This is a genomic window from Allobosea sp. Root670 (assembly GCF_001429415.1).
In the GTDB taxonomy this organism is placed as follows: domain Bacteria; phylum Pseudomonadota; class Alphaproteobacteria; order Rhizobiales; family Beijerinckiaceae; genus Allobosea; species Allobosea robiniae.
Genome location: NZ_LMJU01000019.1, coordinates 59,247 through 83,500 on the forward strand (window position 1 = coordinate 59,247; position 24,254 = coordinate 83,500).

Below are 24,254 nucleotides of genomic sequence, written 5' to 3' on the forward strand. Positions count from 1 at the left end.
CATGACTCTGGAACGGGCGCAGAGCCTGATCGCCGCGGCTCTGGCAGCCGGCCGCGCACTGGGCGCCCGACCGCTGGCGGCGGTGGTCGTCGATGCCGGGGGCCATATCGTCGCATCAGCCCGAGAGGACGGGGCCACGATCGCCCGGCACGAATTCGCCCTGGCGAAGGCCTGGAGCTGCATCGCGCTCGGATTGGATACGCGCGACCTCGTCGAAAGAGCGGAGGCGAATACAGCCTTCTTCTCCGCAGCCGCGACACTCTTGTCCGGCAGGTTGCTCCCTGCTGCCGGCGGGGTATTGGTGCGCGAGGATAAACAGATCCTAGGCGCGCTCGGTGTCTCCGGCGACGCTGCAGACGTGGATGACGCCTGCGCAGTTGCAGCCATTGGACGGTAAACTGGCAAGCGAACAAGCTTCGTGGCTTGGTTCAAACCGAGATTGACATCCGTTTGCAGTTTTTTGAGCGGGCCTTCGATGTCCGTTTCAGGACAGGTGTTCAAGGTCCGCTTGTCGGCAATCAGCCTATGTCTGGTTGTGGCGCGTAGCACAAATGCAGGTTGCTGGCGCGGCTTGATGGCGCTTCTCGCCATTCGCGTCATCGCGGCGGCCATGGCGAATGCCGACTGGCTTTAGGCAATCAGCGAATTATGAATGGAGTTCCAGGCTAGCGTTCGATCGATTAAGCCGCTCGTCCGGGCGCCACTCTCTCGGCCTCGGGAGACTGCAGCCTCATTTTTTGATCGATGCAGACGCGCCACTCAGATTATCTGCTGGAAATTCTCTCATTTTTGATGGACATCAGATTTCCAAGTCACTGTAAAATAACAATGTTCATTCTCGGTTTTTGACTTACGGACCACGACAGGACGATGGCCCAGACGACCCCCGCAACGCTGGCGCTGAAGCAGCTCGGAATCCGTTTCGAGCTGCACAACTACACCTATGATCCGAATGCCGAGCGCGTCGGGTTGCAGGCGGCAGACGCGCTGGGCGAGGCGCCCCACCGCGTGCTCAAGACATTGATCGCGCAGGTCGACGGCAAGCCGGTCTGCATCGTGCTCGCCTCCGACCGCGAGGCCAGCATGAAGAAGGTCGCGGCGGCTTTCGGCGGGAAAGCTGCGGCGATGATGCCGGTGCCCGATGCCGAGCGCCTGACCGGCTACAAGGTCGGCGGCGTCAGCCCCTTCGGCCAGAAGCGCAGATTGCCGACGATCGTGGACGAGGCGGCCTCGTCCGAGGCGCTGGTCTATGTCAATGGCGGCCAGCGCGGCTTGCAGATCGCGCTCGCGCCTGCCGATCTGCTGAGCGCGGCCAATGCCCGCAGCGCCGTCATCTCGGCCTGATAGCAGGCTCTCCAAGCTTTCCCGATACGCCCCGATGGCTTAGTGCCGCGGGAGCATTCCTCCAAGGTTCCCCATTTCCATGATCCGCCTCGAGAACATCAGCAAGCAGAACGGAAAGCAGATCGTCTTTATCGAGGCCTCGGCAGGGCTTCTGAAGGGCGAGAAGGTCGGGCTCGTCGGGCCGAACGGTGCCGGCAAGACCACGCTGTTCCGGATGATCACCGGCGAGGAGGCACCCGACGAGGGTGTGGTCTCGACCGATCGCGGCATCACCATCGGCTATTTCAGCCAGGATGTCGGCGAGATGGCCGGGCGCAGCGCCGTCGCCGAGGTGATGGATGGGGCAGGCCCCGTCAGCACGGTCGCGGCCGAGCTCGCCGAGCTCGAAGCCGCCATGGTCGATCCCGACCGGGCCGACGAGATGGAAGAGATCATCACTCGCTACGGCGAGGTGCAGGGCCGCTTCGAGGAGCTCGACGGCTATGCGCTCGATGGACGCGCCCGCGAGGTGCTCGCGGGCCTCGGCTTCAGCGAGGAGATGATGGAGGGCGATGTCGGTGGCCTCTCCGGCGGCTGGAAGATGCGCGTCGCGCTCGCCCGCATCCTGCTGATGCGCCCCGATGCGATGCTGCTCGACGAGCCGTCGAACCATCTCGACCTCGAAAGCCTGATCTGGCTGGAATCCTTCCTCAAGAACTATGACGGCGCCGTGCTGATGACCTCGCATGATCGCGAGTTCATGAACCGCATCGTCGGCAAGATCATCGAGATCGATGGCGGCGCGCTGACCAGCTATTCCGGCGATTACGAGTTCTATCAGCAGCAGCGGGCTCTGGCCGAGAAGCAGATGCAGGCGCAGTTCGAGCGCCAGCAGGCGATGCTCGCCAAGGAGATCGCCTTCATCGAGCGCTTCAAGGCGCGCGCCTCGCATGCCGCGCAGGTGCAGAGCCGGGTGAAGAAGCTCGACAAGATCGAGCGCGTCGAGCCGCCGCGGCGGCGCCAGAGCGTTGCCTTCGAGTTCCAGCCGGCGCCGCGCTCGGGCGACGACGTCGTCAGCCTCAAGAATGTCGGCAAGGCCTATGGCAGCCGCAGCATCTATGACGGGCTGAACTTCCAGATCCAGCGCAAGGAGCGCTGGTGCGTGCTCGGCGTCAACGGCGCCGGCAAGTCGACCCTGCTGAAGCTCGTCACAGGCACGACCGAGGCCGATACCGGCACTGTCAATATCGGCGCCAGCGTCAAGCTCGGCTATTTCGCCCAGCACGCCATGGAGGTGCTCGACGGCGAGCGCACCGTGTTCGAGGCGCTGGAGGACCGTTTCCCTCAGGCCGGACAGGGTTCGCTCAGGTCGCTGGCCGGCTGCTTCGGCTTCTCGGGCGACGATGTCGAGAAGCGCTGCCGCGTGCTCTCGGGCGGCGAGAAGGCGCGGCTGGTCATGGCGATGATGCTCTACGATCCGCCGAATTTCCTGGTGCTGGACGAACCGACCAACCACCTCGACATCGCCACCAAGGAGATGCTGATCACCGCGCTCTCGAACTACGAGGGCACGATGCTCTTCGTCAGCCACGACCGGCATTTCCTCGCCGCGCTCTCCAACCGGCTGCTGGAGCTGACGCCCGATGGCGTCCATGCCTATGGCGGCGGCTATACGGAATACGTTGCCCGCACCGGGCAGGAAGCGCCGGGCCTGCGCAGCTAATCGCTGCGCTATCTGGCGAAGACCGACCAGCCCGTCGCTTCGGTCAGGCGTTCCAGCGCCAGCGTGCCGAGCAGGGAATTGCCGTTGGCATTGAGGCCGGGCGACCAGACCGCGATCGCGGCCTTGCCTGGCGCGATGGCGAGAATGCCACCGCCGACGCCGGATTTGCCGGGCAGGCCGACGCGGAAGGCGAAATCACCCGAGGCGTCGTAATGGCCGCAGGTCAGCATCAGCGCGTTGATGCGCCGCGCCCGCTGACCTGAGACGACGCGCGGCCCGCCGGGCTCGTAGAAACCACCATGCATCAGGAAGCGCCCGGCCATGGCGAGCTGGCGACAGCTCATGGCGATGGCGCATTGGTGGAAATAGACGCCGAGCGTCAATTCCGGCGGATGGGTGATGTTGCCGAAGGCCTTCATGTAATTGGCGAGCGCGATGTTGCGGAAGCCGGTCGCCTGCTCGGCCCGTGCCACGGCCTCGTCGATAATGATCGTGTCGTCATCGGCGAGATAGCGCATGAAGCGCAGCAGTTCGCCGATGGCGACGCGCGGCTCGTGGCCCGCGAGGTTGATATCGGCGACGACGAGCGCGCCGGCATTGATGAAGGGATTGCGCGGCACGCCCTCCTCGCGCTCGAGCTGGACGATCGAATTGAACGGCGTGCCCGAAGGCTCGCGCCCGACCCGGCGCCAGAGCGTGTCGCCGACCTTGCCGAGCGCCTGCGTCAGGGCGAAGACCTTCGAGACGCTCTGGATCGAGAAGAGCTCCTCGCTGTCGCCGGCGGCATGGATCTCGCCATCCGCCGTCACGACGCAGAGCCCGAACTGGCGGGGATCGATGCGGGCCAGCGGCGGAATATAGGTCGCGACCTCGCCGCGCTCCTCGGCGCCGCGCATCTCGTCAGCGATGTCGCGGACAAGCCGCCCGATATCCGTCACGCTTCCCGCTCCGGCTGCTCCGTCTCGGCGCGACAGCCAAGCCTCAGGCCGGGCTTGCGGTCAAGCGCCGGGGAAAGCCATTGCGGCCGAGACGAAACTGCGATGATCTGAAGCTCCGAAGCCGGAGGCCCTCAGAATGCGCCGTGCCGCCGCCGTTTCCGCCCTGCTGATCGCAGCCCTGCCGGCCACCGCCCGGCCGCTCGAAAGCGAACTTCCTCCGAAGCGGGACGCCTGCTGGGAGCGCTCTTACGACGCGGCCCATCTCAGGGCGCATCCGCAGCAGAAGGTCGTGAAGATCCGCCTGGTCCACAAGCCCGGCAACTGGCAGGCGGAGCCGCATGCGACGATCTATGTCGCGCTCTATTTCAACCTGAGGCAGCGCACGACCGCGAACCGCTTCGACTACCAGCTCGGCGGCTTCTGCAAGCCGCAGGGCAAGGGCTTGCGCTGCGTGCCGGAATGGGATGCCGGAAGCTGGCGCCTGGAGAGCGGGCCGCAGGGTGCGCTCGATATCCGCAATGGCGGGATCGTCGCCAACCCGAATCCCTACGATGCGGAGGAGATCGCCGATGGCGCGGTGAAAATCCCGGCGAAACCCGATGACGGGCTCTGGCGCCTGATGCCCGCGAGCGACGCCTGCGAGATCGAATAGGCCTTACTGCAATCGCGGATGGCGCCCGCTCGAAACGCGCGCATCCAGAACGGAGCGCTGCCCGGCGATGACGCAGAGCGACTTGCCGCGCGACTTCGCCTGATAGAGCGCTGCATCGGCCGCCGACATCAGGCTGTTCATATCGCGTCCGTGCTCCGGCGCGAGCGCAATGCCAACCGACGCACCGATGGCGAGCTGGTGGCCGCTGTCGAGCTCATAGGGTTCCGAAATCTCGCGCACGATGCGTTCACCGAAGCGCTGAAGCTGCGTCCGCTCGGTCTGCTCGGAGAGCACGACGAATTCGTCCCCGCCAATGCGCGCCGCGATATCGGAGCTGCGGACAAGGCCGCGCAAGCGCTCGGCGACGAGCTGGAGCAAGGCATCGCCCGCCATATGGCCGTGATTGTCGTTGACCGCCTTGAAGCCGTCGAGGTCGAGATAGACCAGAGCCAGCCCGCGCGGCGCCGTCTCGCTCTCGAACCGCGTCGCGAAGGCCTTGGCCAGGCCGGCTCGGTTGGAGAGGCCGGTGAGCACGTCATGGCGCGCGTGAAAGGCGTTCTCGCGCTCGGCCCGCATGGTCGAGATCAGCATGGCGTTCAGCTTGTAGGCCGCAACCGCCATGCTGAAGAGGTAGAAGGGGATCTGCATGAAGGTGATCAGCATGATCGGCTCGGACAGGAACGGTGCGGCGAGCACGCAAGGCCCCAGCGTCAATCCGATCATCAGGCCGGCCATGCGCGGCGCGGCGAAATTCCGGAAGCAGATGCCGCCGACCATCGCGGCAGCGGAAAGGCAGGCCAGCGTGGCCACGACCCAGTCGCCACTCGTCAGGCTGAGGAAGGTGCCAGCGCCGATGCCGGCCGCCCAGGCGACCCCGAGCAGGAGATAGAGATCGGTCGGCGTCGAAGCACCGCGCGCGGCCCGGCGGCGGGCGTAGATCAGGACGACCAGACGGATGCCGCAGCAGAGCACCTCGAAGGCGCACCAGAGGGCGAATGGCAGGGTCGGGATACGCCAGGCGATCAGGAAGGAGACCGCGAGCGAATTGATGACGCCGCCGGCGAAGATCGGCAGCGTGCCGTAGAGGCTGGCGATCAGCGCGACCCGAATCTCGGGCGGGACATCCGGTCCGGCATCCGCCAGCCAGCGCGTCACGCGCCAGCGGGGCAAACTGTAACGGAGGACGGCGCCACTCATCGGCTGTTAGGCTCCTCGCAGGCAAGCAGGCCGGCAGGCACCTGATCGCGAGCGCTGCCTAACAGCGAGGTCTTACGATTTCGTGTGGAAACGACCTAAATCCACGGCACAACACGATGACGCAGCGTCAATCACGCCAAAAATCAGCGAATCTGGCGATAAACCCAGACTCGCGCCGGTGGAATGTTGCGGAGTACCCAGTCGGACACGAAGGCCTTGAGTCCCGAGCCCTTGCGCGGAATCGGCGAGATCACCGAATAGGTGAACTGGATGAAGGGCGCGCCCTCGACGAGCAGCGGGAAAGCCTCGCGCGCCAGCGCCGATCGGGTTGCCGGCGGGCGGTTGAACAACGGCAGGCTGGAAACCAGCGCGATCGCCTTTTCCGGAAGGTGGCCTGACAGCGTTGCCGACAGAGCATAGGCGTCGCCCTGCACCACCGTCGCCCGCGGGAAGCGCTTGCGCAGCAACTCACAGAATTCGGGGCTGTATTCGACCAGAATCAGCCGGCTTTCGTCGATGCCGCGCTCGATCAGCGCTTCGGTGACCGGGCCGGTGCCGGGGCCGATCTCGATCACCGGGCCGGGCTGCTCGGGGTCGACGAAGGACGCCATGCGCCTGGCGAGAGCGGGGCTCGACGGCGTGACCGAGCCGGTCCGGCGGGGATCGTCGATCCAGGACTTGATGAAGCGCGCCTCGTCGCCGAGCTTCGCCTTGGCGTCACTGACGCGGCTCTTGAATTTCTCCGCAGTGTTGCGGACCTCGCCCTCGACCTTGTAGCGAACGGCGGCGACCTTGAGCTTCGCCTCGGCCACGCAATCGACGAGATCGGCGGCGGTGACGCGCACCTCGCCCTCGATCCGCGTCGCGACGCGGGACTGCCCGAGACGGGCCGCCAGCGAGGCGGCTCGCGGTGGGCGATGACGAATCGTCGAAGACATGACACCCCTTGAACGCCGCAGAGACGACGCGTCTGACGCAAATCACGTTACCTGCGCGGCATATGGGGTCAAGAGCTGGCTCTCGCCAAGCCTTTTCCGCATCGGTCGCAAGCAAAGCCGTCAGATCAGCGGCCTTGGCGCCGTGATCTGTTCATAAGCCGCAGCCATCCGCGCAGTCAGGCGCGGGTTCAGCAGGGTCAGCCTCCCTCCCGACAGCGCGAACAACCCTTCCCGGCGCAGGCGCGACCAGGTCTTGCTGGTATGGACGAGCGAGAGGCCGAGCGCATCGGCGAGCTGCTGCTGCGAGAGCGGAAAGGCGAAGCTGTCATTGGCGACCAGGCCGAGCGCGTCGACACGGTGATAGAGCGAGATGATCAGCGCGGCGAGGCGCTCGCCGGCGCTGCGCTGTCCGACCGAGGTGAGATTGTCGTCGATCATGCATTCCTCGCGCGAACCGAGCCAGGCCACCTCATAGGCCAGCGTCGGCATCCGCTCGAAGAGATCCCAGAGGCGCCGGCGCGGGAAGACGCAGAGCTCGACATCCGTCAGGGCCTCGATACCGTGCTCGGCAGCCGACAGCAGCGAAGCCTGCAGACCGACGAGATCCCCCGGCAGGAGGAAGTTGAGGATCTGGCGACGCCCGTCCGGCAGGGATTTGTAGCGGAAGGCCCAGCCGGAATAGAGGGTGTAGAGTTCGGCATCCTCCTGGCCGGGATGAATGATGTCGCCCCCGGCGCGCATGAACCGGTGATCGACCTTCATCGTCTGGATGAAGCGGATCTCATCATCGGTCTTGTCCCGGAAAGCCGGCTTCAGCCGCAAGGGACAGGCAAGACAGGGCGTGCCGAGGCGCCCGGGCCGGCTGACGATGTTCATGGTCGAATTGATCCCCCGATCGCCGGCAGAGAGCCGGCTTCGAGTGAACGCAGCAAGGGCGCTCCTCGTTCCGTAAAAGCCGGCTGCTCGCGTCAGGCGGGAACCGAGGCGGCGTTTCCGGCGTTTCCCTCTCGAAAGCCGGTCAATCGACCGGTCCGCCCTGGAGACATCCATGCCGAAGTCCAGCCTCGCGCCGGCCATGCGCGCCATCGTCTTCTTCGGCCTCATGGGCACGGCCGTATCGGGTCTGACCCTGGGCGCCGGGCTTCAAACGCCTGATGACCAGAGCTCGACCAGCATTGCCCTCGCAAGGGGCGAGCGCGGCTATGCCGACAGCCTGCAGCTTGCCGCCGTCGACCGCGCCGACCGCTCGCGCAGCGCCGCCAAGCGCGCGATCGCCTCGCCGTCGCAGCAGGCGATGGCCGGCGGACCGGTCACGCATATCGTTCGCTGAACACCGCTGATTCCGCAAAGTCCGTCACTGCGAGCGCAGCGACGAAACAATCCAGGGAGGCCGGGCTGAACGTGCCACCCGGCCTCCCTGGATTGTTTCGCTATGCTTGCAATGACGGTCGAGCATCGGGCAGCCACGCGATCCACCGCAACGGCGCTCGATAAGGCTGCGCGCGCTTCAGGATCCGTGGGCAATCCGCCAGCGGCCGAGGCTGCGGCCCTGAGGCTCCTGCGTTTGAACCGCCTCTATCTGGGTGAGCAGCCCCGCGAAAAGTCGCGGCGGCGCGCTGTGCTGGATGTCCCGATCCGCCACCAGCCCGACTTCGATCGCGGAAGCGTCGACATCCACGACCTCCACGACGATCCGGAGACCAGGGGTGCTCCGCAAGGCGCGGGATGCAACATCCGCCACGAGAAAGCCGAGCGGGATGATCCGGTCGACAGACAGCGACGCTGCCGTCTCGATCCGGCTCGCCACCCATTGGTCGCGGCCGCGGATCAGGTTGGAAATCATGGTGACGACATCGTCGAGGAAGAGGTCGACGCGGACCGGCTGCATCTCGCCGTCGGCGAGGGTGAAGCGATAGGCGGCCGAGAGCACGTGCACCCGGCATTCGGCATCGGCCAAAGCCAGCCTCGCCTCGTCGCGGTGATCGCGTTTGCTGAGGCCGATATAGCTCTGCACGACCTGCAGGCTGTTCTTGACCCGGTGATGCAGCTCACGGACGAGGAAGCGGTTGTCGTCGAGTGCTGTCTGGAGGCGGCGCTGACGAATCTCCTGCTCCTCGACCATTCCGTTGAAAGCCTCCGCGACGCTGCGGATATCGCTGGGCATGCCTTCCCCGACCGAAGCCCGCACACGGTTGTTGGAGGTTCTCGACCGGGCAGCAGCCTCGATGCCGCGCAGCCAGCGCAGGCAGTGCTTGTCGATCGCCCGCATGCAGACCAGGCAGAGCAGGGCGAGCGTCAGGAGCGGAGCGAGCAGCAATACGATGAATTGCAGCCGGGCCGCCTCGACCGGCCGCTCGTCGAAGCTCGCGACGATATAGAAATCCGGCTCGGCGACCATGCGCGCGACAAAGGCGCTGTCCTCTCCGGCCCGGTTCGGCGCCACCCAGCGCGCGAACGTCTCCGGCATGCGATCCGTGCGCGGTAACCAGGACAGGTCGCGGCTGTCTCCCCGGCTGGCGATGACGCCAGCATCGCGCCCGATCAGCGCGACGTTCAGCGCCTGGCCATCTTCGCCGAGGTCGAAGACGTTCTCGAGCAGTTCGGGGGCTGTCAGGACGAGTGCCTGCTGCAATCCCCCGTTCGCCGACGGGGGGACCGATGCCAGGACGGCAAGATAGCGCTGGGCTCCGACCGTCACCTGATCGTAACGCATCCGGCCGAGGTCGGCGCCGTTCCACATCCCGGTCGAAGGCCGGCCGGCCAGCTGCCGGACTATGCCCTCCAGCGCCTCGCTGGTGAGCGCGGCATCGAGCGAGCCGGTGCAGACCCGCCCATCCGCATGGCGCAACAGAAAGGCGCGGAAGCCCCCGGCGCGCTCCATGGCCTTGGCGCCGGCATCCGGGCATCCGGCCGCATCGAGCCCAAGCTCGCTCGCCATGGTGCCAAAGGCGAGCAGCGCACGCGACGTGCCGCGATACCAGACGCGGGTGCGCACCGCAAAATCATCGACGGCGCGCGCCTGCGCCGCTTCGATCGCGACGACCGCCGACCGATAGGTGGCGTAGGCGGCGAAGGTCGAGGCGCAGGCGATCGGAACGGCGATCGCGACCAGCACAGCCAGCAGGCGGGTCCTAACCGTACTGAAACGCCGCAACCGCATCAGGAGCCAACGGGTTCGGAACCAACTCTCTGCATCGCAGCCGCACTGGTTCGGCCCGGCCCGAGATCATCGACACTGCCGATGGACAACAGTTCCGCCAGCTTCGTGCGAGCGCGATTGACCCGGCTCTTGATCGTGCCGATCGCCACGCCGCAGATCTCGGCGGCTTCCTCATAGGACAGCCCGGTGGCGCCGACCATGATCAGCACCTCGCGCTGCTCTTCCGGGAGCTTCGCCAGCGCCTTGCGGAAGTCGGCGAGATCGAGATGACTCTCCTGGTTGCCGTGGGTCGCCATGCGCTCGGCATAGGTCCCTTCGCTGTCCTGAACCTCGCGACCGCGCTTGCGATACAACGAGTAATAGGTGTTGCGCAGGATGGTGAAGAGCCAGGCACGCAGGCTGGTACCGGGTTCGAACTTGTCCGAATTGCCCCAGGCCTTCAGCAGCGTGTCCTGCACGAGGTCGTCGGCCAGTTGCATGGAGCCAGAGAGCGAGGCGGCGAAGGCGCGCAGATTGGGGATCTCGCGGATCAGCCCGTCCTTGAAGTCTTCGGTCCTGCGTTCCCGCGCCAGCGCCTCGGTCTGGTTCGCGGGCGCAATATCACTGGGACTCATCGCGCGACACTCCAGCTGCACGCTGCTCGGTCGCCTCAAGCTGCGCGAGCAGCACGAGAAACTTGTCGGGCACGGGCGCGTTCACGATGTCGTCGTAATGGGCCTTGAGGGAGCGGCCTATGGATTCCTGCACCTTCGGATCCAGAACCAGTTCGAAACCTTCGTCGGGATCGTCCGGTTCAGTCATCGCTGCGTCCAACCTGCTCATGTCAGCCCTCGTGCCACCATCGGGCCAGCTTTTCCAGCCGGTCCCGCATCTCAAAATCCTGCCGTCCCTGGTCTTGCCATTGCTTGCCGACGATGCCGAAGCCACGTCGCGATAGCGACACCAATACGCCATAACAACAGGTACCCCGATCAAAGGTTCCATGTCCCGGCAAAAATAAAATCCTTGTTTCCCGCGCGTCCTAAGCCATTATTCCGGCACGCTAAAAGGGACGCGTTCATGTCGATTGCAAAAGAAATTGCGCCTCATCTTCCATATCTGCGCCGCTTTGCGCGGGCGCTCTGCGGCAGCCAGCCAAGCGGCGACGCCTATGTCGTCGCCATGCTGGAAGCCCTGGTCGCCGACCCCTCGGGATTCCCGCGCGACATCGATCCGCGCATCGGCCTGTACAAGACCTTCCTCAAGCTGTGGTCCTCGGCCAGCGTCGATGCAGCCGCCCCGGTCGTCGAGCTGTCGCGCGCGCCGGCCGAGCGCAATCTCGAGGCGCTGACCCCGCGCCCGCGCCAGGCCTTCCTGCTGCGGACGGTGGAAGGCTTCCCGCTCGACGACGTCGCCAGGATCATGGACATCACGGCGGCGGATGCCTCCACGCTGATTCAGACCGCCGGACAGGAAATCGCCGAGCAGGTCGCGACCGAGGTGTTGATCATCGAGGACGAGCCGATCATCGCGCTCGACATCGAGACGATGGTCGAGGAGCTCGGCCACACCGTCACCGGCGTCGCCCGCACCCAGCGCGAGGCGATCGCGCTCGTCGCCAAGAAGCGACCCGGCCTCGTGCTCGCCGACATCCAGCTCGCCGATGGCAGTTCTGGCCTCGATGCCGTCAACGAGATCCTGTCGACGATCGACGTGCCGGTGATCTTCATCACCGCCTATCCCGAGCGCCTCCTCACCGGCGACCGCCCGGAGCCGGCCTTCCTGATCACCAAGCCGTTCCAGCCGGAAGCCGTGAAGGCCGCGATCAGCCAGGCCCTGTTCTTCGACCGCCGCGCCGGCCGCAAGGCCGCCTGACGCTTCGATCCCATTCGAAGACGATCGAGGCCCGCGGCTTACCTCTGCGGGCCTTTTTTCTTGCCAACCGGGAACCCGTGCGGAGATGATGCGTTCCGCGTGGAATGACAGTTTCGTTTGCAGTTGGGGAGGGCGTGGATCATGGCGACGACCTGCTTCTCGGCCGCTATCGCGGCGTTATCGATCGGGGCTGCATTGTTCACCGGGATCGTGCAACCGGGAGCGCCGAGCGCGGAAATCCTGTCGCTCGCGCTGGCCGGCCTGACCGGCATCACGATCGCCAGCGCTTCGGCCCTGGACAGCTAGCCGGCTCTCCGCCCCGCTTCCGCCCGACGCCCTCACCGGCCCTCCACGAGGCGCGCCGGGCAAGGCGGAGCCTTGCGAGTGCACTGGTTGCCATCGGCCTGTGCCTCATGCCGGGCCTGGGCATGGCTGACCCGGTCACGGCACCGTTCTCCGGGCAGCGACCGCCGCCGCGACCGCCTGAACTGCGCCCGTCCATGCCCGACGGAGCTGGAAAGACCGAAACGCGGAGCGCAGTGCCTGCCCCCGCCGCAGTGCCCGCTCCTGCCAAGGCCGACAGCGTCGCTTCACCGGCTGGGCAAAGCTCGTGCCTCTCGGCCCTGGCCGCCATTCCCGGCAACCGGGTCACGCCCTCCGCCCCCGCCTCACAGAATGGCGATCCGGCCTGCCGGGTCAGCGAGCCCGTCCGGGTCGAGGCCCTCGCCATCAGGGGGCCGGACGGAGCCACAGCCGTGTCCTTCGAGCCGCCGCCCCTGCTGAGCTGCGCCATGGCCAGAACGCTGGCCGATTGGCTCGACCGCAGTGTCCAACCCCTGGCGCGCGGGCATTTCGAGCGCGATCTGGTGAGCCTGCGGGTCGGCGGGGGCCATGAATGCCGGCGACGAAACCGGGCGACGGCTGGCCCGGTCAGCGAGCACGCCACCGGCCAGGCGCTGGATATCTTCGCCTTCAAGCTGGGGAATGCAAAAGACGGGTTGCAGGTCGTGGTCGAGAAGCCGAAGGGCCTGGCCGAGAACCGCTTTCTCGACGCCGTCCGGCAGGCGGCCTGCGGTGCCTTCATGACCACGCTGGGGCCGGGCTCGGACGCGGCCCATGCCAATCACCTGCATGTCGATATTCAGGAGCGCCGCTCGCGCGCCTCCCGCTTCTGCCAGTAGCCGAATTCAGTGAGAGAGATCGCCCGGCCCGAAACGCAGCAGCAGGCTCTGCCCTTCAGGGATCGCAGCGCCGGCGCCGACAAGTCGAGGGCCGCTCCGCCGCGCCGCCATCACCGCAAGTGCCGCCGCGCGATCAAGCCCTGTGGCAAGAAGGTCCTCGAGTTCCCAGAACGGCGGCAGCGCCGCCGGGAAATCCGGATCGATTATTGTGGGGGTTTCTCCCCGTGGACGACTCACTGACATCGACATTCCCATGCCAAGATGAAACGCCAACGCTACAAACTCGTCACGGTTCCCTAACGTGGAACTGTGGGTTTCTTGGGGCGTTCGTCCCGCCAGTTCACCAGGAGCATTCGCGATGAGCCGAGGGCATTCCCGATCCTGCCTAGCCGCCCTCGCCTTCGCCGGCCTCATAGGAATGCATGAGCCCGCGGCGGCGCAGATCGCGGGCCCGCCGACGGGCCGCCTGTCCTGCACCGTGGGCAGCAATTTCGCCGCCATCGTCAAGTCGCAGCGCCCGACCGAATGCCGCTTCAGGCCACGCCGCGGACCGACGCAGCATTATACGGGGATCGTCCGCAGCTTCAGCCTCGGCCTAGGCTCGGTCAGGAGCGCGGCCATGGTCTGGCGCGTCTACGGACCCTATGCGCGCGCGCCGCTGGGCGCGCTGAGCGGGTCTTACAAGAGCGGCAGCACGACCGCTCCGTCCACGGCCAGCAATGCGCTCTCGGGCGGCAAGGACAATGAGGCGACGCTGCTGCCGCTGCCGTTCCAGGGCAATCGCGGCATCAATGTCGCTGTCGGTGTCACCGCTCTCGACTTGACGCTCGTCGCTCCGGGACGGCGGCGCTGAAGCCGCGAAGAAGAGACAGGATTACCTTTTGCTAACCTTGACGGCTCAAAATCGACTCAAATCCTGTGCTTTCGGCCATGATAGGGCGCCAGAGCAGGAACATCGCCAGTCCTGTTACGTTGAGATCGCGTAACAGAGATTGCAGTGAGTGAGAGAGCCGGTCGATGGCTGATATCCGCGTACTCATCGTCGAGGACGACCCGTTCATCGCGATGGACATCGAAAGCGCCGTGGCCGATCAGCTCGGCGACGATGTCGAGCTGATCGTCGTCGGCTCCGTGGCGGAAGCCCGGCGGATGACCGCAAAGCAGCTCGCCTGCGCCCTGCTCGACATCGATGTCGTCGGCGGCAAGACCTTCGATGTCGCGAGCGCGCTGCAGGAAATCGGCACGCCCTTCGCCTTCGTCTCGGGTTCGGCGCCGCAGGAGGTGCCCGCAGCGCTTCGCAACGTCCGCTTCCTGCGCAAGCCATTCTCGACGCGCGAGGTCGCAGCCTTCGTGAAAAGCGCTGTCGGCGCACTCGACCTCAAGGCCATGCCAGGCTGATGCCCGCGCGTCAGGCCTGAGCCGGAAGAGCTTCCCGCTTCGGAAAGACGATCGTCACCCGCGTACCCGTACGCCCGTCCTGTTCGGGATGAGCCGGCTCGGTGTTCAGGGTCGCGCGCATGCTGCGCAGCAGGCTGGCGATCACGGTCTGGCCGAGGCCCTTGCTTGCGGTCTCCGCGGGCATGCCGACGCCGTCATCCTCGATCGACATGGCAAGGGCGGGCTCCCCTTCGTGCTCCGTCGGAGCGAAGCGGATGACGATCCGCCCCGCCATGCCGTCGGGAAAGGCGTGCTTGATGGCGTTGGTGACGAGTTCGTTGACGATCACGACGAAGGACACGGCATCGCGGCCCGGCAGGCGAATCGATTCCATATCGAGCTCGATCCGGATCGGCCGGCCCTCGGCCGTCTTGCCGATCTCGGCGAGCAGATCCTCCATATAGGGCCGCGCATCGATCTCGTCGGTCTCGATATCCAGCCGCAGGCGCCTCTGGCCGGCCGCGATCGCCTGGATGCGCGACTGGGCCTGCGCCAGCGCCGTCTTGACCGCAGGCTCGCGCGCCTGCCGGCTCTGCACGTTGAGCAGCGCCGAGACCATGGCGAGGTTGTTGCCAACCCGGTGATTGACGTCGCGCAGCAGCGCCTCGATGCGCAGGCGCTCGCTTTCGAGCTGGCGGGTGCGCTCGCTCACGATCTGCTCGAGTTCGGCATTGCTGATCGCCAGCGCATTGCTGCGGCGCTGGCGGCGGCGCAATTGCTGCCAGGCGGCGAAAGCCAGACCCGCCAGCGCGACGACGATGCCGGTGCTGCCCCAGAGGCGGCGGCGTTCTTCCCGGCTGTAGAGCGATCTCAGCCGGACATTCTCGCTCTGCTGGATCGCCTGCACGGTTTCGCGCAGCCGGTCCATCGCGGCGATGCCATCCTCGCTCCTGACCAGCGCCAGAGCCTCCGCCCTGCGGCCCGCCCGCTCCAGCGCGATCGTCCGGTCGAGTTCCGCGAATTTCACGCCCATGTCCGCGCGCAGCTTCGCGACCCGCTCCTTCTGAACGGGATCGGCATCGGCGAGCGCGGCGAGGATGTCGAGCTCAGGCCCGGCAGCGCCCCTGCCCTCGGTAAAGGGGTCGAGATAATCGGCCTCCCCGGTCAGCAGGAAGCCGCGCTGCCCGGTCTCGGCATCGCGCATCCGGCCGAGAAAGCGCTCGGCCCGCTCGCGGATCTCGATCGCGTGGGAAACACGGTCCGCCGTCTGCCGCGCCTGCTGGTTGATCCAGGCGGCCAGCACGACCGCAACCGCGACCACCCCGATCGCGATGATCGTGGTCGTCGCCGAGCGAAGGCGCGCGCCGAAGACCGGAAAAACCGGTATCGGAAAGCGGCTGCGGGGCCTCACCTGAGCAGACATGCAGATCTTGTTACGGGACGCATGCCGACATCCCTATGTAAAAAGACATGCCTCGTCCATGTCGCCGATCAGCGCGGAATCAGGCTTCCCCATCGTCATCCGCGCCGCCCGCAACGATCTGGCGGCCCAGAATCGCGCCGAGAACGACGATGCCGCCGGCGGCCGCCATCCGCCAGCTCAGGCGCGAGCCGATGAGCTTGGCGGCCAGCGGCGCGGCGGCCAGAGCCGCGGTTGCGGCGGGGCGCGGCGGCCGGCGGCGGTTCTTGACGATCACGGCCATGCCCAGCGCCAGCAAAGCCGCGAGGAAAAGGCCACCGGCAATCCAGAGGCTGGCGGCGACCGCGCCGTAGCGCAGCGCCAGGACGGTATGGAGCGCGTTCAATGCATAGCCGCCGGCGCAGAGCATCAGCAGCGCGGCAAGGCCGAACAGGCCGTAGACGGTGACATTGCGCCTCACCACCCCGGAGACCTCCGAGGTGATGAAGGATCCGATCCCCCCGAACATGGTCAGCGCGCCGACAGGAAGCCGACGAACAAGCCGACCGCCGCCGCCAGCCCCAGCGCACGCAGCGGCCGCTCGCGGATTTCCGCCTCGATCAGCTGCTGCAATTCGGTGGCCTGCTCCTTGGCGACGTCAACTATCTTGTCGGTGTCGACGCCGACGGCGCGCAGGCGCTCGCTGACGGTGGCGGCGATATCCTCGGCGCTGCGCGTCAGGGTATCCTCCAAGGCGCTCGCCTGGCGCCTGGCGCGGGCTCCGGCCTGGCGCGCTTCCGCCGCGACATCCTCGGCGCCGGCCTCGACCTCGGCCTTCGCACGCTTGGCGGCGGCGGCAGCCTGACGTTTCGCGGATGTCGTGGTGGCCATGGCGGTATCGTCCTGTCGCTGATGGAAATTCGGATGGTGGCGAGGAGACGCGGCAGCCGCAAGGGCCACCACATGATCGGGCAACGCGGCCGCTCCGGTTCTGTTCCGAGCGTGACGCTCAGGCAGCCTCGGCTTCGCCGGCCTCTTCGGCCTCCTCCTTGGCCTTTTCGCGGCGATAGCGCGCGAACTCCTCCTGCGCCACCATGGCGACGATCACGATCGGCGTCGAGAGTACCGCGCCGACCGGGCCCCAGAGCCAAAGCCAGAAGATGAAGGCGATGAAGACGAGGAAAGGCGAGATGGTCAATCGGTTGCCGACGAAGACCGGCGTGACCGCGTTACCCTCGATCAGGTGCAGGACGTAATAGGCCGCCGCCGGCCAGAGCGCCGCGAGGATCGAGGGCGCATCGAGCAGCGCGCCGGCCAGAAGCATGATCGCGACGATGATCGGGCCGATGAAGGCGAGGTAGTTGAGCAGGAAGGCGAGCGCCCCCCAGAACACCGGGAAGGGCAGGCCGGCGACCCAGGCGATCGCCATGGTGAGGATGCCCATGCCGAGATTGATCATCGTCACCAGCGCGAAATAGCGTGCCACCCGCGACTCGATCTCTTCGAAGAAGGAGCCGGCCGAGCGGCGCGCGCCCCGGCCGAGGCAGAGCCGGAGCACCCGCGCCTTGAGATGACGGCGCGTCGCCAGCCAGAAATAGATCGTCGCGACGAAGATCAGCAGGCCGCCCGCTGCCGCGGACGAGGTGAGCGCGATGTCGAAGAGCGGATTGCCCTGGGACACGCTGAGCTCGGCGCCCTTGCCGGTGATCGAGGCAATGCCGCGCTTGAATTCGTCCATGAAGGCGAAGACGCCGGTGAGCTTGCCCTGCAGGGCCGCCATCATCGCCGGAGCCTGATCGCTCCAGCCGGCAACGGGCACGGCGAGGATCGCGATCGCGCCGAAGAGCAGGCCGATGAAGAGCAGCACCACCAGTGCCGCGGCGGCGTGCTGCGGCACCCGGTGCCGCGCCAGCACGTCGACGAGCGGCCCGAGCACGAGCCCGAAGATCACGCCGGCCGTGACCGGCATGGCGATGACCTTGGTCAGCGCCAGCGAGGCCGTCGCCAGGATGAGAAAGATGCCGACAATGGCATAGCGGACGATGAGATCATGCTCATACGGCGTGACCTCTTCGGTTTCCTCCGCCGATTCCGGTTCCGCCATGTAGCGCGGAAACGGCCGCCAGGCCGATGAGCTGAGCATGGGATGTTTCCAACGCGCGATCCGCGCCCCCCTGGCGCGTCGGACATGTCAACGCCGGAAGGATCGGGCGGGTTCCGATCGGCTCAGTGCGCCTCGTCCCAGTTGCCGGCGGCGCGGGCCTCGACCGCGAGCGGCACCCTGAGCTGCACGGCCGGGTGCGGTGCCCCCACCATGACCTTCTCGATGATCGGCAGGGTCTTCTCGACCTCGGCCTCCGGCACCTCGAAGACGAGCTCGTCATGGACCTGCAGCAGCATGCGGGCGCCCAGCCGATTGGCGGCGAGCGCCGCATCCATGCGGGTCATCGCCCGGCGGATGATGTCGGCGGCCGAGCCCTGGATCGGTGCGTTGATCGCCTGGCGCTCGACGAAGGCGCGCTCGGACGGATTCTTCGAGGCGACCGCGGGGAAATGGCAGACGCGACCGAAGATCGTGGTGACCTGAGCATGGGCGCGCACATGGGTCTTGGTCTGGTCCATGTAGTCGCGGATGCCGGGGAAGCGCTCGAAATACTTGCGGATATAGGCGCTGGCCTCCTCGCGGCCGATGCCGAGCTGGTTGGCGAGGCCGAAAGCCGAGATGCCGTAGATGATGCCGAAATTGATCGCCTTGGCGCGGCGGCGCACCTCGCTCGGCATGCCCTGGACCGGCACCCCGAACATCTCGGACGCCGTCATCGCATGGATGTCGATGCCATCGGCGAAGGCCTGCCGGAGCTGCGGGATCTCGGCGATATGGGCGAGCAGGCGCAATTCGATCTGGCTGTAATCGGCCGAGACCAGCTTGAAGCCCTTCTCCGGCACGAAGGCGGTGCGGATCTTGCGGCCGGCCTCGGTGCGGATCGGGATGTTCTGGAGGTTGGGCTCGGAGGAGGAGAGCCGGCCCGTCGTCGTCGCCGCCAGCGCATAGGAGGTGTGGACCCGGTTGGTCTGCGGATTCACATAGCCCGGCAGTGAATCGGTATAGGTCGATTTGAGCTTGGCGAGCTGGCGCCATTCCAGGATCTTGGACGGCAGCGCGTGGCCCTGCTCGGCGAGGTCCTCGAGCACGCCGGCACCCGTCGCCCATTGCCCGGTCGCGGTCTTCTTGGCGCCTTCGAGCCCCATCTTGCCGAACAGGATGTCACCGAGCTGCTTGGGGCTGCCAATGGTGAATCTCTCACCGGCCAACTCGTAGATTTCGTCCTCCAGCCGGGCCAAGCCTTGCGCGAAATCGCCGGAGAGGCGGGAGAGGATCTGCCGGTCAATGGCGATGCCGCGCCGCTCCATCCGCGCCAGGACCTCGACCATCGGCCGTTCCAGCACCTCGTAGACCGCAGTCTTCTTCTCGGCGGCGAGGCGTGGCTTCAGCGTGAGCCAGAGCCGGAGCGTGACGTCGGCATCCTCGGCGGCATAGTCGGTGGCGCGGTCGAGCGGCACCTTGTCGAAGGTGATCTGGTTCTTGCCGGTGCCGGCGACCTGCGCATAGGGAATCGTCTCGTGGCCGAGATGCAGCTCCGAGAGCCTGTCCATGCCGTGGCTGTTGCTGCCGGCATCGAGCGCATAGGAGATCAGCATGGTGTCCTCGACCGGGGACACGCTGAGCCCGTGGCGCTCCAGCACCAGCAGGTCGTATTTCAGGTTCTGGCCGATCTTGAGCACGCCGGCATCGGCGAACAGCGGCTTCAGGGCGGCGACCGCCTGCGTCAGCGGAATCTGGTCGGCCAGCAGGCCCTCGTCGAAGAGCCCGCCATCGCCGGCGCGATGCTGCAGCGGGATGTAGCAGGCGCGGCCGGGCGCGACCGCGAGCGAGATGCCGACGAGATCGGCCTGCATCGCGTCGAGCGAGTTGGTCTCGGTGTCGAGAGCGACATGGCCGACCTCGGAAGCCCAGCCGATCCAGCGCTCGAGATCGGCGAGCGTGCGCACGCATTCGTATTTCGAGCGATCGATCTTGCCGGCGATCGCCTCGTTCTTGCGGGCGCTGGCCAGATCGCCCGGCTTCAGCCAGCCGTCTTCGCCAGCAGGGGCGCCTGCAACAGCGGCAGCAGGCGCGGGAGATGTCGCAAGAGCCAAGCCGGGAGCCGCATCCTCGGCGGCATCGGCACCGGCATAGAGCGCCTTCAGCTCCGCCGCGCGCGCGCCGCCCGGAGCCAACTCCGGATCGGCATCGACGGCGCCGACATCCGCCTCATAGGCCTCGGCGACGCGCTTGGTGATGGTGGTGAACTCCATCGCCTTGAGGAAGGCGATGAGCTTCGCCGGGTCGGGCTGCTCCAGCGTCAGGTTCTCCAGCGGCGTCTCGACCTTCACGTCGTCGACGAGGCTGACGAGCTTGTGGGAGATGCGGACCTTCTCGATCACCTCGGGATTGGTCAGGGTCTCCCGGCGCTTCGGCTGCTTGATCTCGCCGGCGCGCGCCAGCAGGGTTTCGAGATCACCGTATTCGCCAATGAGCTGGGCTGCCGTCTTGATGCCGATGCCCGGCGCGCCCGGCACGTTGTCGGTGGCATCGCCGGCCAGCGCCTGCACATCGGTGACCTTCTCGGGCATGACGCCGAAATACTCGACGACCTCGGGCTCGCCGATGCGGCGCTCGGCCCGGAAGCCGGCGCCCTTCTTCTGGTCACCGGAGGCGGGATCGTACATCGCGACGCCCGGCTTCACGAGCTGCATCAGGTCCTTGTCGGCGGAGACGATGAGGACATCGGCGCCGGCCTCGCGGGCCTGTTTCGCATAGGTCGCGATCAGGTCGTCGGCCTCGTAGACATCCTGCTCGACCGGGATGAGGCCGAAGGCGCGCACCGCCTCGCGCATCAGCGGGAACTGGGGAATGAGATCGGGCGGCGGATCGGAGCGGTTGCCCTTGTAGGCCGGGTAGAGCGCCTTGCGGAACGAGTTCTCGGTCTTGTCAAAGACGATGGCGAGATGGGTCGGCCTGACGCCGAGCACGCCCTCGCGCACGAACTGGAAGAGCTTCGTCGCGAAGAGCCGAACCGCGCCCGAGGGCAGCCCGTCCGAGCGGGCATTGTATTTCCGGTCCTGGTTGATCGACTGGAAATAGGCCCGGAAGATGAAGTTCGAGCCGTCGACCAGGAAGAGGTGGTCGCCGGGCTTCAGGGCGGGGGCGGTCGTGGTTGTCTCGCTCATGGCGCGGACCATAAGCGGGCGGGCGCGAGCGGTCCATGGGCTGCGCGGCGGCGGGTGCTCAAAGCTGTCAGGAATGACGGGCCCCGCCGGAATCGCGACGTCATGCGCGCCCTTGTGGCGAGCATCCGCGTCTTGAACACGCGCACTTGACCCGCAAAGACGTGGATGGCCGGGACAAGCCCGGCCATGACGGCAATGGCAGCGCTTCCAACTACTTCGTGATCGTATCGATCTCCGCCAACTCCTCGGCTGTCAGCGCCCAGTCGGCGGCCTTGACGTTGGCGGCGACCTGCTCCGGCTTGGTCGCACCGGCGATGACGCTCGACACCACCGGCTGCGCCGCCAGCCAGGAGAAAGCGAGTTCGACCAGCGTATGGCCGCGCTGCTCGGCGAAGGCGGTCAGCCCCTCGATCCGGCGCCAGTTATCCGCGCTGAAGATCTCGTCGGCGCGCTGCGGCAGCTTGCTCAGGCGCGCACCTTCCGGCATCGCCGCGCCGCGCTTGTACTTGCCGGTGAGCGCGCCGTTGGCGAGCGGGAAATAGGGCAGCAGGCCCATGCCGTAATGGGCGATGGCGGGGATCAGGTCCTTTTCGGCGCCGCGCTTCAGCAGGCTGTACTCGTCCTGCGCCGAGGCGAAGCCGGGAATGCCGAGATCGCGCGCCGTCCACTGCGCATCGGCGACCTGCCAGGCGACGACGTTCGAGCAGCCGATATAGCGGACCTTGCCCTGGCGGACGAGGTCGTCCATGGCGCGCAGGGTCTCCTCGATCGGGGTCAGCGGATCGGGCCGATGGAGCTGGTAGAGATCGAGCCAGTCGGTCTTGAGGCGCCGGAGCGAATCCTCGACCGCGTTCATGATGTAGCGGCGCGAACCGCCCTTCTTCACGCCCTCGGCATCCATGTCCATGCCGAACTTGCTGGCGAGCACGATCTGCTTGCGGCGCGCGCCCAGCACCTCGCCCAAAGCCGTCTCGGAGCCGCCGCGCTCGCCATAGATGTCGGCGGTGTCGAACAGGGTGATGCCATGCTCGATCGCGGCATCGACGACCTTGCGCGTCGCATCGAGATCGATGCGCCCGCCGAAATTGTTGCAGCCGAGCCCGACGAGCGAGACGCGCAGGCCCGAGCGGCCGAGATTGCGGAATTGCATGGCGATGTCCTTCCCCTTTCGCATCGGACCGAAAAGTGGCCCCACTTTTCGGAAGAATCCGATGCGACAACATTTTGATCGATCATCGTGACCGCGTCCGGCCGGACGCGCGATGATCGAGAGGCGGGCAGAGGATCAGAGCGAACGGTCGAGGGCAATCGCCCAGTGCGTCATCCGCGGGCTGCGCTCAGCGCAGACCCGAAACGAAAATGCCCGGGCTCTCGCCCGGGCATCTGAACTCAGGCCACTTCGGCCTTCTGCTTCTGCGAGCGCTTGCGCTCGTTCGGGTCGAGGATGCCCTTGCGCAGGCGGATCGACTTCGGGGTGACCTCGACGAGCTCGTCGTCGTCGATCCAGGCCAGCGAACGCTCCAGCGTCATCCGGATCGGCGGGGTCAGGCGCACCGCCTCGTCCTTCGAGGTGGTGCGGATGTTGGTGAGCTTCTTGCCCTTGAGCACGTTCACCTCGAGATCGTTCTCGCGGGTGTGCTCGCCGACGATCATGCCCTGATAGACCTTCCAGCCGGGCTCGATCATCATCGGGCCGCGGTCCTCGAGGTTCCACAGCGCATAGGCCACGGCCTCGCCGGTCTCCATCGCGATCAGCACGCCGTTGCGGCGCCCACCGATCTCGCCCTTGTAGGGCAGGTAGTCATGGAAGAGCCGGTTCATGATCGCGGTGCCGCGCGTGTCGGTCAGCAACTCGCCCTGATAGCCGATCAGGCCGCGGGTCGGAGCGTGGAAGACCAGGCGCAGGCGATTGCCGCCCGACGGACGCATCTCCAGCATGTCGGCCTTGCGCTCCGACATCTTCTGCACGACGACGCCGGAATGCTCCTCGTCGACGTCGATCACGACCTCTTCGATCGGCTCCAGAAGCTGGCCGTCCTCGCCGCGCTTCAGCACGACGCGCGGACGGGAAACGCCGAGCTCGAAGCCCTCGCGGCGCATCGTCTCGATCAGGATCGCGAGCTGCAATTCGCCACGGCCGGAGACGATGTAGCTGTCCTTGTCGGAGGCTTCCTCGATCTTCAGCGCGACATTGCCCTCGGCCTCCTTGAACAGACGGTCGCGGATGACGCGGGTGGTGACCTTGTCGCCCTCGGTGCCGGCGAGCGGGGAATCGTTGACCATGAAGGTCATCGACACCGTCGGCGGATCGATCGGCTGCGCCTTGATCGGGGTGTCGACCGAGGGGTCGCAGAAGGTATCGGCGACGGAACCCTTCACCAGGCCCGCGATCGAGACGATGTCGCCGGCGACCGCTTCCTCGATCGGCTGACGCTCGAGGCCGCGGAAGGCCAGGATCTTCGAGATGCGGCCGGTCTCGACGGTCGAGCCGTCGCCGGAGAGCACCTTGATCGTCTGGTTCGGCTTGGCCGTGCCCGAGGTGACGCGGCCGGTGATGATGCGGCCGAGATAGGGATTGGCCTCCAGCAGCGTGCCGATCATACGGAACGGGCCTTCCTCGACCTTGGGCTCCGGCACATGCGACAGGATGAGATCGTACATCGGCGCGAGGCCGTTATCCTGCGGACCTTCCGGCGAATGGGCCATCCAGCCCTGCTTGCCCGAGCCGTAGAGGATCGGGAAGTCGAGCTGCTCGTCGGTGGCGTCGAGCGCGGCGAAGAGGTCGAAGACCTCGTTGATGACCTCGGTGGTGCGGGCGTCCGGCTTGTCGACCTTGTTGATCGCGACGATCGGCTTGAGGCCGAGCTTCAGCGCCTTGGAGACCACGAACTTGGTCTGCGGCATCGGGCCCTCGGCCGCATCGACCAGCACGATGGCCGAGTCGACCATGTTCAGGATGCGCTCGACCTCGCCACCGAAATCGGCGTGGCCTGGGGTGTCGACGATGTTGATGCGCGTATCCTTCCAGACGACCGAGGTCGCCTTGGCCAGGATGGTGATGCCGCGCTCCTTCTCGAGGTCGTTGGAATCCATCACGCGCTCGATGACGCGCTGGTTGTCGCGGTAGGTGCCGGACTGCTGCAAAAGCTTGTCGACGAGCGTGGTCTTGCCATGGTCGACGTGCGCGATGATGGCGATGTTGCGCATGGACATGCGGGTCTGGGCCTTGCTTTCAAGGCCA

The 24,254-nt window shown here is 66.5% G+C and carries 25 protein-coding genes; 10 read left to right on the forward strand and 15 right to left on the reverse strand.

Translation table 11 applies throughout. The annotated features are described in order from the left end of the window. Window position 1 precedes the first annotated feature (1 nt). From ASE61_RS22675 to ASE61_RS22685, 3 genes are all read left to right on the forward strand, one after another. A complete protein-coding gene (locus tag ASE61_RS22675; protein ID WP_061970840.1) occupies window positions 2–397 on the forward strand; it encodes a GlcG/HbpS family heme-binding protein in 396 nt (131 codons plus the stop codon). Between the two features lie 473 nt (window positions 398–870). After that, window positions 871–1,344, forward strand: coding sequence for a Cys-tRNA(Pro) deacylase (gene ybaK, locus ASE61_RS22680; protein WP_061970842.1), 474 nt, complete (start codon window positions 871–873; stop codon window positions 1,342–1,344). A gap of 79 nt (window positions 1,345–1,423) precedes the next feature. After that, on the forward strand, window positions 1,424–3,046 hold the full coding sequence (locus ASE61_RS22685; RefSeq protein WP_061970844.1) for an ABC-F family ATP-binding cassette domain-containing protein: 1,623 nt from the start codon (window positions 1,424–1,426) through the stop codon (window positions 3,044–3,046). Window positions 3,047–3,054: 8 nt separating this feature from the next. Here ASE61_RS22685 and ASE61_RS22690 read toward each other — a convergent pair whose 3' ends face one another. Beyond that, the gene (locus ASE61_RS22690; protein ID WP_061970846.1) at window positions 3,055–3,984 is read right to left on the reverse strand and encodes a glutaminase; all 930 of its coding nucleotides are present in this window, start codon (window positions 3,982–3,984) and stop codon (window positions 3,055–3,057) included. Between the two features lie 136 nt (window positions 3,985–4,120). On the opposite strand from ASE61_RS22690, the gene ASE61_RS22695 reads away from it, so the two are divergent. Beyond that, entirely contained in the window at window positions 4,121–4,636 is a 516-nt protein-coding gene (locus tag ASE61_RS22695; protein WP_061970848.1) for a hypothetical protein, read from the forward strand. A gap of 3 nt (window positions 4,637–4,639) precedes the next feature. Here ASE61_RS22695 and ASE61_RS22700 read toward each other — a convergent pair whose 3' ends face one another. From ASE61_RS22700 to ASE61_RS22710, 3 genes are all read right to left on the reverse strand, one after another. Further along, window positions 4,640–5,833: a sensor domain-containing diguanylate cyclase gene (locus tag ASE61_RS22700; RefSeq protein WP_061970850.1), complete on the reverse strand. Its 1,194-nt coding sequence runs from the start codon at window positions 5,831–5,833 to the stop codon at window positions 4,640–4,642. Between the two features lie 143 nt (window positions 5,834–5,976). Then, complete coding sequence (locus ASE61_RS22705) at window positions 5,977–6,771, reverse strand: class I SAM-dependent methyltransferase (protein ID WP_082617660.1); 795 nt, start codon at window positions 6,769–6,771, stop codon at window positions 5,977–5,979. Between the two features lie 120 nt (window positions 6,772–6,891). Beyond that, window positions 6,892–7,647: a Crp/Fnr family transcriptional regulator gene (locus ASE61_RS22710; RefSeq protein ID WP_082617661.1), complete on the reverse strand. Its 756-nt coding sequence runs from the start codon at window positions 7,645–7,647 to the stop codon at window positions 6,892–6,894. Window positions 7,648–7,819: 172 nt separating this feature from the next. Between ASE61_RS22710 and ASE61_RS22715 the strand changes: the two genes are divergently transcribed. Further along, a complete protein-coding gene (locus tag ASE61_RS22715; protein WP_082617662.1) occupies window positions 7,820–8,101 on the forward strand; it encodes a hypothetical protein in 282 nt (93 codons plus the stop codon). Between the two features lie 177 nt (window positions 8,102–8,278). Here the strand turns inward: ASE61_RS22715 and ASE61_RS22720 are convergent, their stop codons facing one another. The 3 genes from ASE61_RS22720 to ASE61_RS22730 are packed head-to-tail and all read right to left on the reverse strand — an operon-like array spanning window position 8,279 to window position 10,753. Then, a complete protein-coding gene (locus tag ASE61_RS22720) occupies window positions 8,279–9,925 on the reverse strand; it encodes a sensor histidine kinase (protein WP_210171893.1) in 1,647 nt (548 codons plus the stop codon). 5 nt (window positions 9,926–9,930) lie between these two features. Next, window positions 9,931–10,545: a sigma-70 family RNA polymerase sigma factor gene (locus ASE61_RS22725; protein WP_082617664.1), complete on the reverse strand. Its 615-nt coding sequence runs from the start codon at window positions 10,543–10,545 to the stop codon at window positions 9,931–9,933. After that, on the reverse strand, window positions 10,532–10,753 hold the full coding sequence (locus tag ASE61_RS22730; protein WP_061970855.1) for a NepR family anti-sigma factor: 222 nt from the start codon (window positions 10,751–10,753) through the stop codon (window positions 10,532–10,534). The genes ASE61_RS22725 and ASE61_RS22730 overlap by 14 nt, the downstream gene beginning before the upstream one ends. 237 nt (window positions 10,754–10,990) lie before the next feature. Between ASE61_RS22730 and ASE61_RS22735 the strand changes: the two genes are divergently transcribed. From ASE61_RS22735 to ASE61_RS26845, 3 genes are all read left to right on the forward strand, one after another. Beyond that, window positions 10,991–11,785 (forward strand): response regulator, encoded by a 795-nt coding sequence (locus ASE61_RS22735; protein WP_061970857.1) that lies wholly within the window; start codon window positions 10,991–10,993, stop codon window positions 11,783–11,785. A 141-nt stretch (window positions 11,786–11,926) separates the two neighbouring features. Next, on the forward strand, window positions 11,927–12,091 hold the full coding sequence (locus ASE61_RS26840; protein WP_162260137.1) for a hypothetical protein: 165 nt from the start codon (window positions 11,927–11,929) through the stop codon (window positions 12,089–12,091). 233 nt (window positions 12,092–12,324) lie between these two features. Then, window positions 12,325–12,966 (forward strand): extensin family protein, encoded by a 642-nt coding sequence (locus ASE61_RS26845; RefSeq protein WP_162260138.1) that lies wholly within the window; start codon window positions 12,325–12,327, stop codon window positions 12,964–12,966. Between the two features lie 6 nt (window positions 12,967–12,972). Here the strand turns inward: ASE61_RS26845 and ASE61_RS26685 are convergent, their stop codons facing one another. Beyond that, complete coding sequence (locus ASE61_RS26685) at window positions 12,973–13,239, reverse strand: hypothetical protein (RefSeq protein ID WP_156407194.1); 267 nt, start codon at window positions 13,237–13,239, stop codon at window positions 12,973–12,975. A 145-nt stretch (window positions 13,240–13,384) separates the two neighbouring features. Between ASE61_RS26685 and ASE61_RS22750 the strand changes: the two genes are divergently transcribed. Next, a complete protein-coding gene (locus ASE61_RS22750) occupies window positions 13,385–13,819 on the forward strand; it encodes a DUF992 domain-containing protein (protein WP_061970862.1) in 435 nt (144 codons plus the stop codon). Window positions 13,820–13,983: 164 nt separating this feature from the next. Next, window positions 13,984–14,364, forward strand: coding sequence for a response regulator (locus ASE61_RS22755; protein WP_061970864.1), 381 nt, complete (start codon window positions 13,984–13,986; stop codon window positions 14,362–14,364). Window positions 14,365–14,374: 10 nt separating this feature from the next. On the opposite strand, the gene ASE61_RS22760 is transcribed toward ASE61_RS22755, so the two are convergent. The 7 genes from ASE61_RS22760 to typA all read right to left on the reverse strand — a co-directional run bounded on the left by ASE61_RS22760 (window position 14,375) and on the right by typA (window position 24,226). After that, on the reverse strand, window positions 14,375–15,766 hold the full coding sequence (locus ASE61_RS22760; protein WP_061970866.1) for a sensor histidine kinase: 1,392 nt from the start codon (window positions 15,764–15,766) through the stop codon (window positions 14,375–14,377). 79 nt (window positions 15,767–15,845) lie between these two features. Then, window positions 15,846–16,271 carry a hypothetical protein gene (locus ASE61_RS22765; RefSeq protein WP_061970868.1) on the reverse strand — a complete coding sequence of 142 codons (426 nt, stop codon included), beginning with the start codon at window positions 16,269–16,271 and terminating at the stop codon, window positions 15,846–15,848. Between the two features lie 2 nt (window positions 16,272–16,273). Continuing rightward, entirely contained in the window at window positions 16,274–16,633 is a 360-nt protein-coding gene (locus tag ASE61_RS22770; protein ID WP_061970869.1) for a DUF883 C-terminal domain-containing protein, read from the reverse strand. Between the two features lie 118 nt (window positions 16,634–16,751). Beyond that, window positions 16,752–17,885: an AI-2E family transporter gene (locus tag ASE61_RS22775; protein ID WP_061970871.1), complete on the reverse strand. Its 1,134-nt coding sequence runs from the start codon at window positions 17,883–17,885 to the stop codon at window positions 16,752–16,754. Between the two features lie 83 nt (window positions 17,886–17,968). Then, entirely contained in the window at window positions 17,969–21,013 is a 3,045-nt protein-coding gene (gene polA / locus ASE61_RS22780; RefSeq protein WP_061971158.1) for a DNA polymerase I, read from the reverse strand. A gap of 211 nt (window positions 21,014–21,224) precedes the next feature. After that, on the reverse strand, window positions 21,225–22,163 hold the full coding sequence (locus tag ASE61_RS22785) for an aldo/keto reductase (protein ID WP_061971160.1): 939 nt from the start codon (window positions 22,161–22,163) through the stop codon (window positions 21,225–21,227). Window positions 22,164–22,402: 239 nt separating this feature from the next. Continuing rightward, window positions 22,403–24,226: a translational GTPase TypA gene (gene typA, locus ASE61_RS22790; protein ID WP_061970873.1), complete on the reverse strand. Its 1,824-nt coding sequence runs from the start codon at window positions 24,224–24,226 to the stop codon at window positions 22,403–22,405. Window positions 24,227–24,254: the final 28 nt, after the last annotated feature.

What these genes read in the sequence shown, in the direction of transcription:
- ASE61_RS22675 (WP_061970840.1), top strand. Translation starts at nt 2, where the DNA reads ATGACTCTGGAACGGGCGCAGAGCCTGATCGCCGCGGCTCTGGCAGCC.
- ybaK (WP_061970842.1), top strand. Translation starts at nt 871, where the DNA reads ATGGCCCAGACGACCCCCGCAACGCTGGCGCTGAAGCAGCTCGGAATC.
- ASE61_RS22685 (WP_061970844.1), top strand. Translation starts at nt 1,424, where the DNA reads ATGATCCGCCTCGAGAACATCAGCAAGCAGAACGGAAAGCAGATCGTC.
- ASE61_RS22695 (WP_061970848.1), top strand. Translation starts at nt 4,121, where the DNA reads ATGCGCCGTGCCGCCGCCGTTTCCGCCCTGCTGATCGCAGCCCTGCCG.
- ASE61_RS22700 (WP_061970850.1), bottom strand. Translation starts at nt 5,833, where the DNA reads ATGAGTGGCGCCGTCCTCCGTTACAGTTTGCCCCGCTGGCGCGTGACG.
- ASE61_RS22705 (WP_082617660.1), bottom strand. Translation starts at nt 6,771, where the DNA reads ATGTCTTCGACGATTCGTCATCGCCCACCGCGAGCCGCCTCGCTGGCG.
- ASE61_RS22710 (WP_082617661.1), bottom strand. Translation starts at nt 7,647, where the DNA reads ATGAACATCGTCAGCCGGCCCGGGCGCCTCGGCACGCCCTGTCTTGCC.
- ASE61_RS22715 (WP_082617662.1), top strand. Translation starts at nt 7,820, where the DNA reads ATGCCGAAGTCCAGCCTCGCGCCGGCCATGCGCGCCATCGTCTTCTTC.
- ASE61_RS22725 (WP_082617664.1), bottom strand. Translation starts at nt 10,545, where the DNA reads ATGAGTCCCAGTGATATTGCGCCCGCGAACCAGACCGAGGCGCTGGCG.
- ASE61_RS22730 (WP_061970855.1), bottom strand. Translation starts at nt 10,753, where the DNA reads ATGAGCAGGTTGGACGCAGCGATGACTGAACCGGACGATCCCGACGAA.
- ASE61_RS22735 (WP_061970857.1), top strand. Translation starts at nt 10,991, where the DNA reads ATGTCGATTGCAAAAGAAATTGCGCCTCATCTTCCATATCTGCGCCGC.
- ASE61_RS26840 (WP_162260137.1), top strand. Translation starts at nt 11,927, where the DNA reads ATGGCGACGACCTGCTTCTCGGCCGCTATCGCGGCGTTATCGATCGGG.
- ASE61_RS22750 (WP_061970862.1), top strand. Translation starts at nt 13,385, where the DNA reads ATGCATGAGCCCGCGGCGGCGCAGATCGCGGGCCCGCCGACGGGCCGC.
- ASE61_RS22755 (WP_061970864.1), top strand. Translation starts at nt 13,984, where the DNA reads ATGGCTGATATCCGCGTACTCATCGTCGAGGACGACCCGTTCATCGCG.
- ASE61_RS22760 (WP_061970866.1), bottom strand. Translation starts at nt 15,766, where the DNA reads ATGTCTGCTCAGGTGAGGCCCCGCAGCCGCTTTCCGATACCGGTTTTT.
- ASE61_RS22765 (WP_061970868.1), bottom strand. Translation starts at nt 16,271, where the DNA reads ATGTTCGGGGGGATCGGATCCTTCATCACCTCGGAGGTCTCCGGGGTG.
- ASE61_RS22770 (WP_061970869.1), bottom strand. Translation starts at nt 16,633, where the DNA reads ATGGCCACCACGACATCCGCGAAACGTCAGGCTGCCGCCGCCGCCAAG.
- ASE61_RS22775 (WP_061970871.1), bottom strand. Translation starts at nt 17,885, where the DNA reads ATGCTCAGCTCATCGGCCTGGCGGCCGTTTCCGCGCTACATGGCGGAA.
- polA (WP_061971158.1), bottom strand. Translation starts at nt 21,013, where the DNA reads ATGAGCGAGACAACCACGACCGCCCCCGCCCTGAAGCCCGGCGACCAC.
- ASE61_RS22785 (WP_061971160.1), bottom strand. Translation starts at nt 22,163, where the DNA reads ATGCAATTCCGCAATCTCGGCCGCTCGGGCCTGCGCGTCTCGCTCGTC.
- typA (WP_061970873.1), bottom strand. Translation starts at nt 24,226, where the DNA reads ATGTCCATGCGCAACATCGCCATCATCGCGCACGTCGACCATGGCAAG.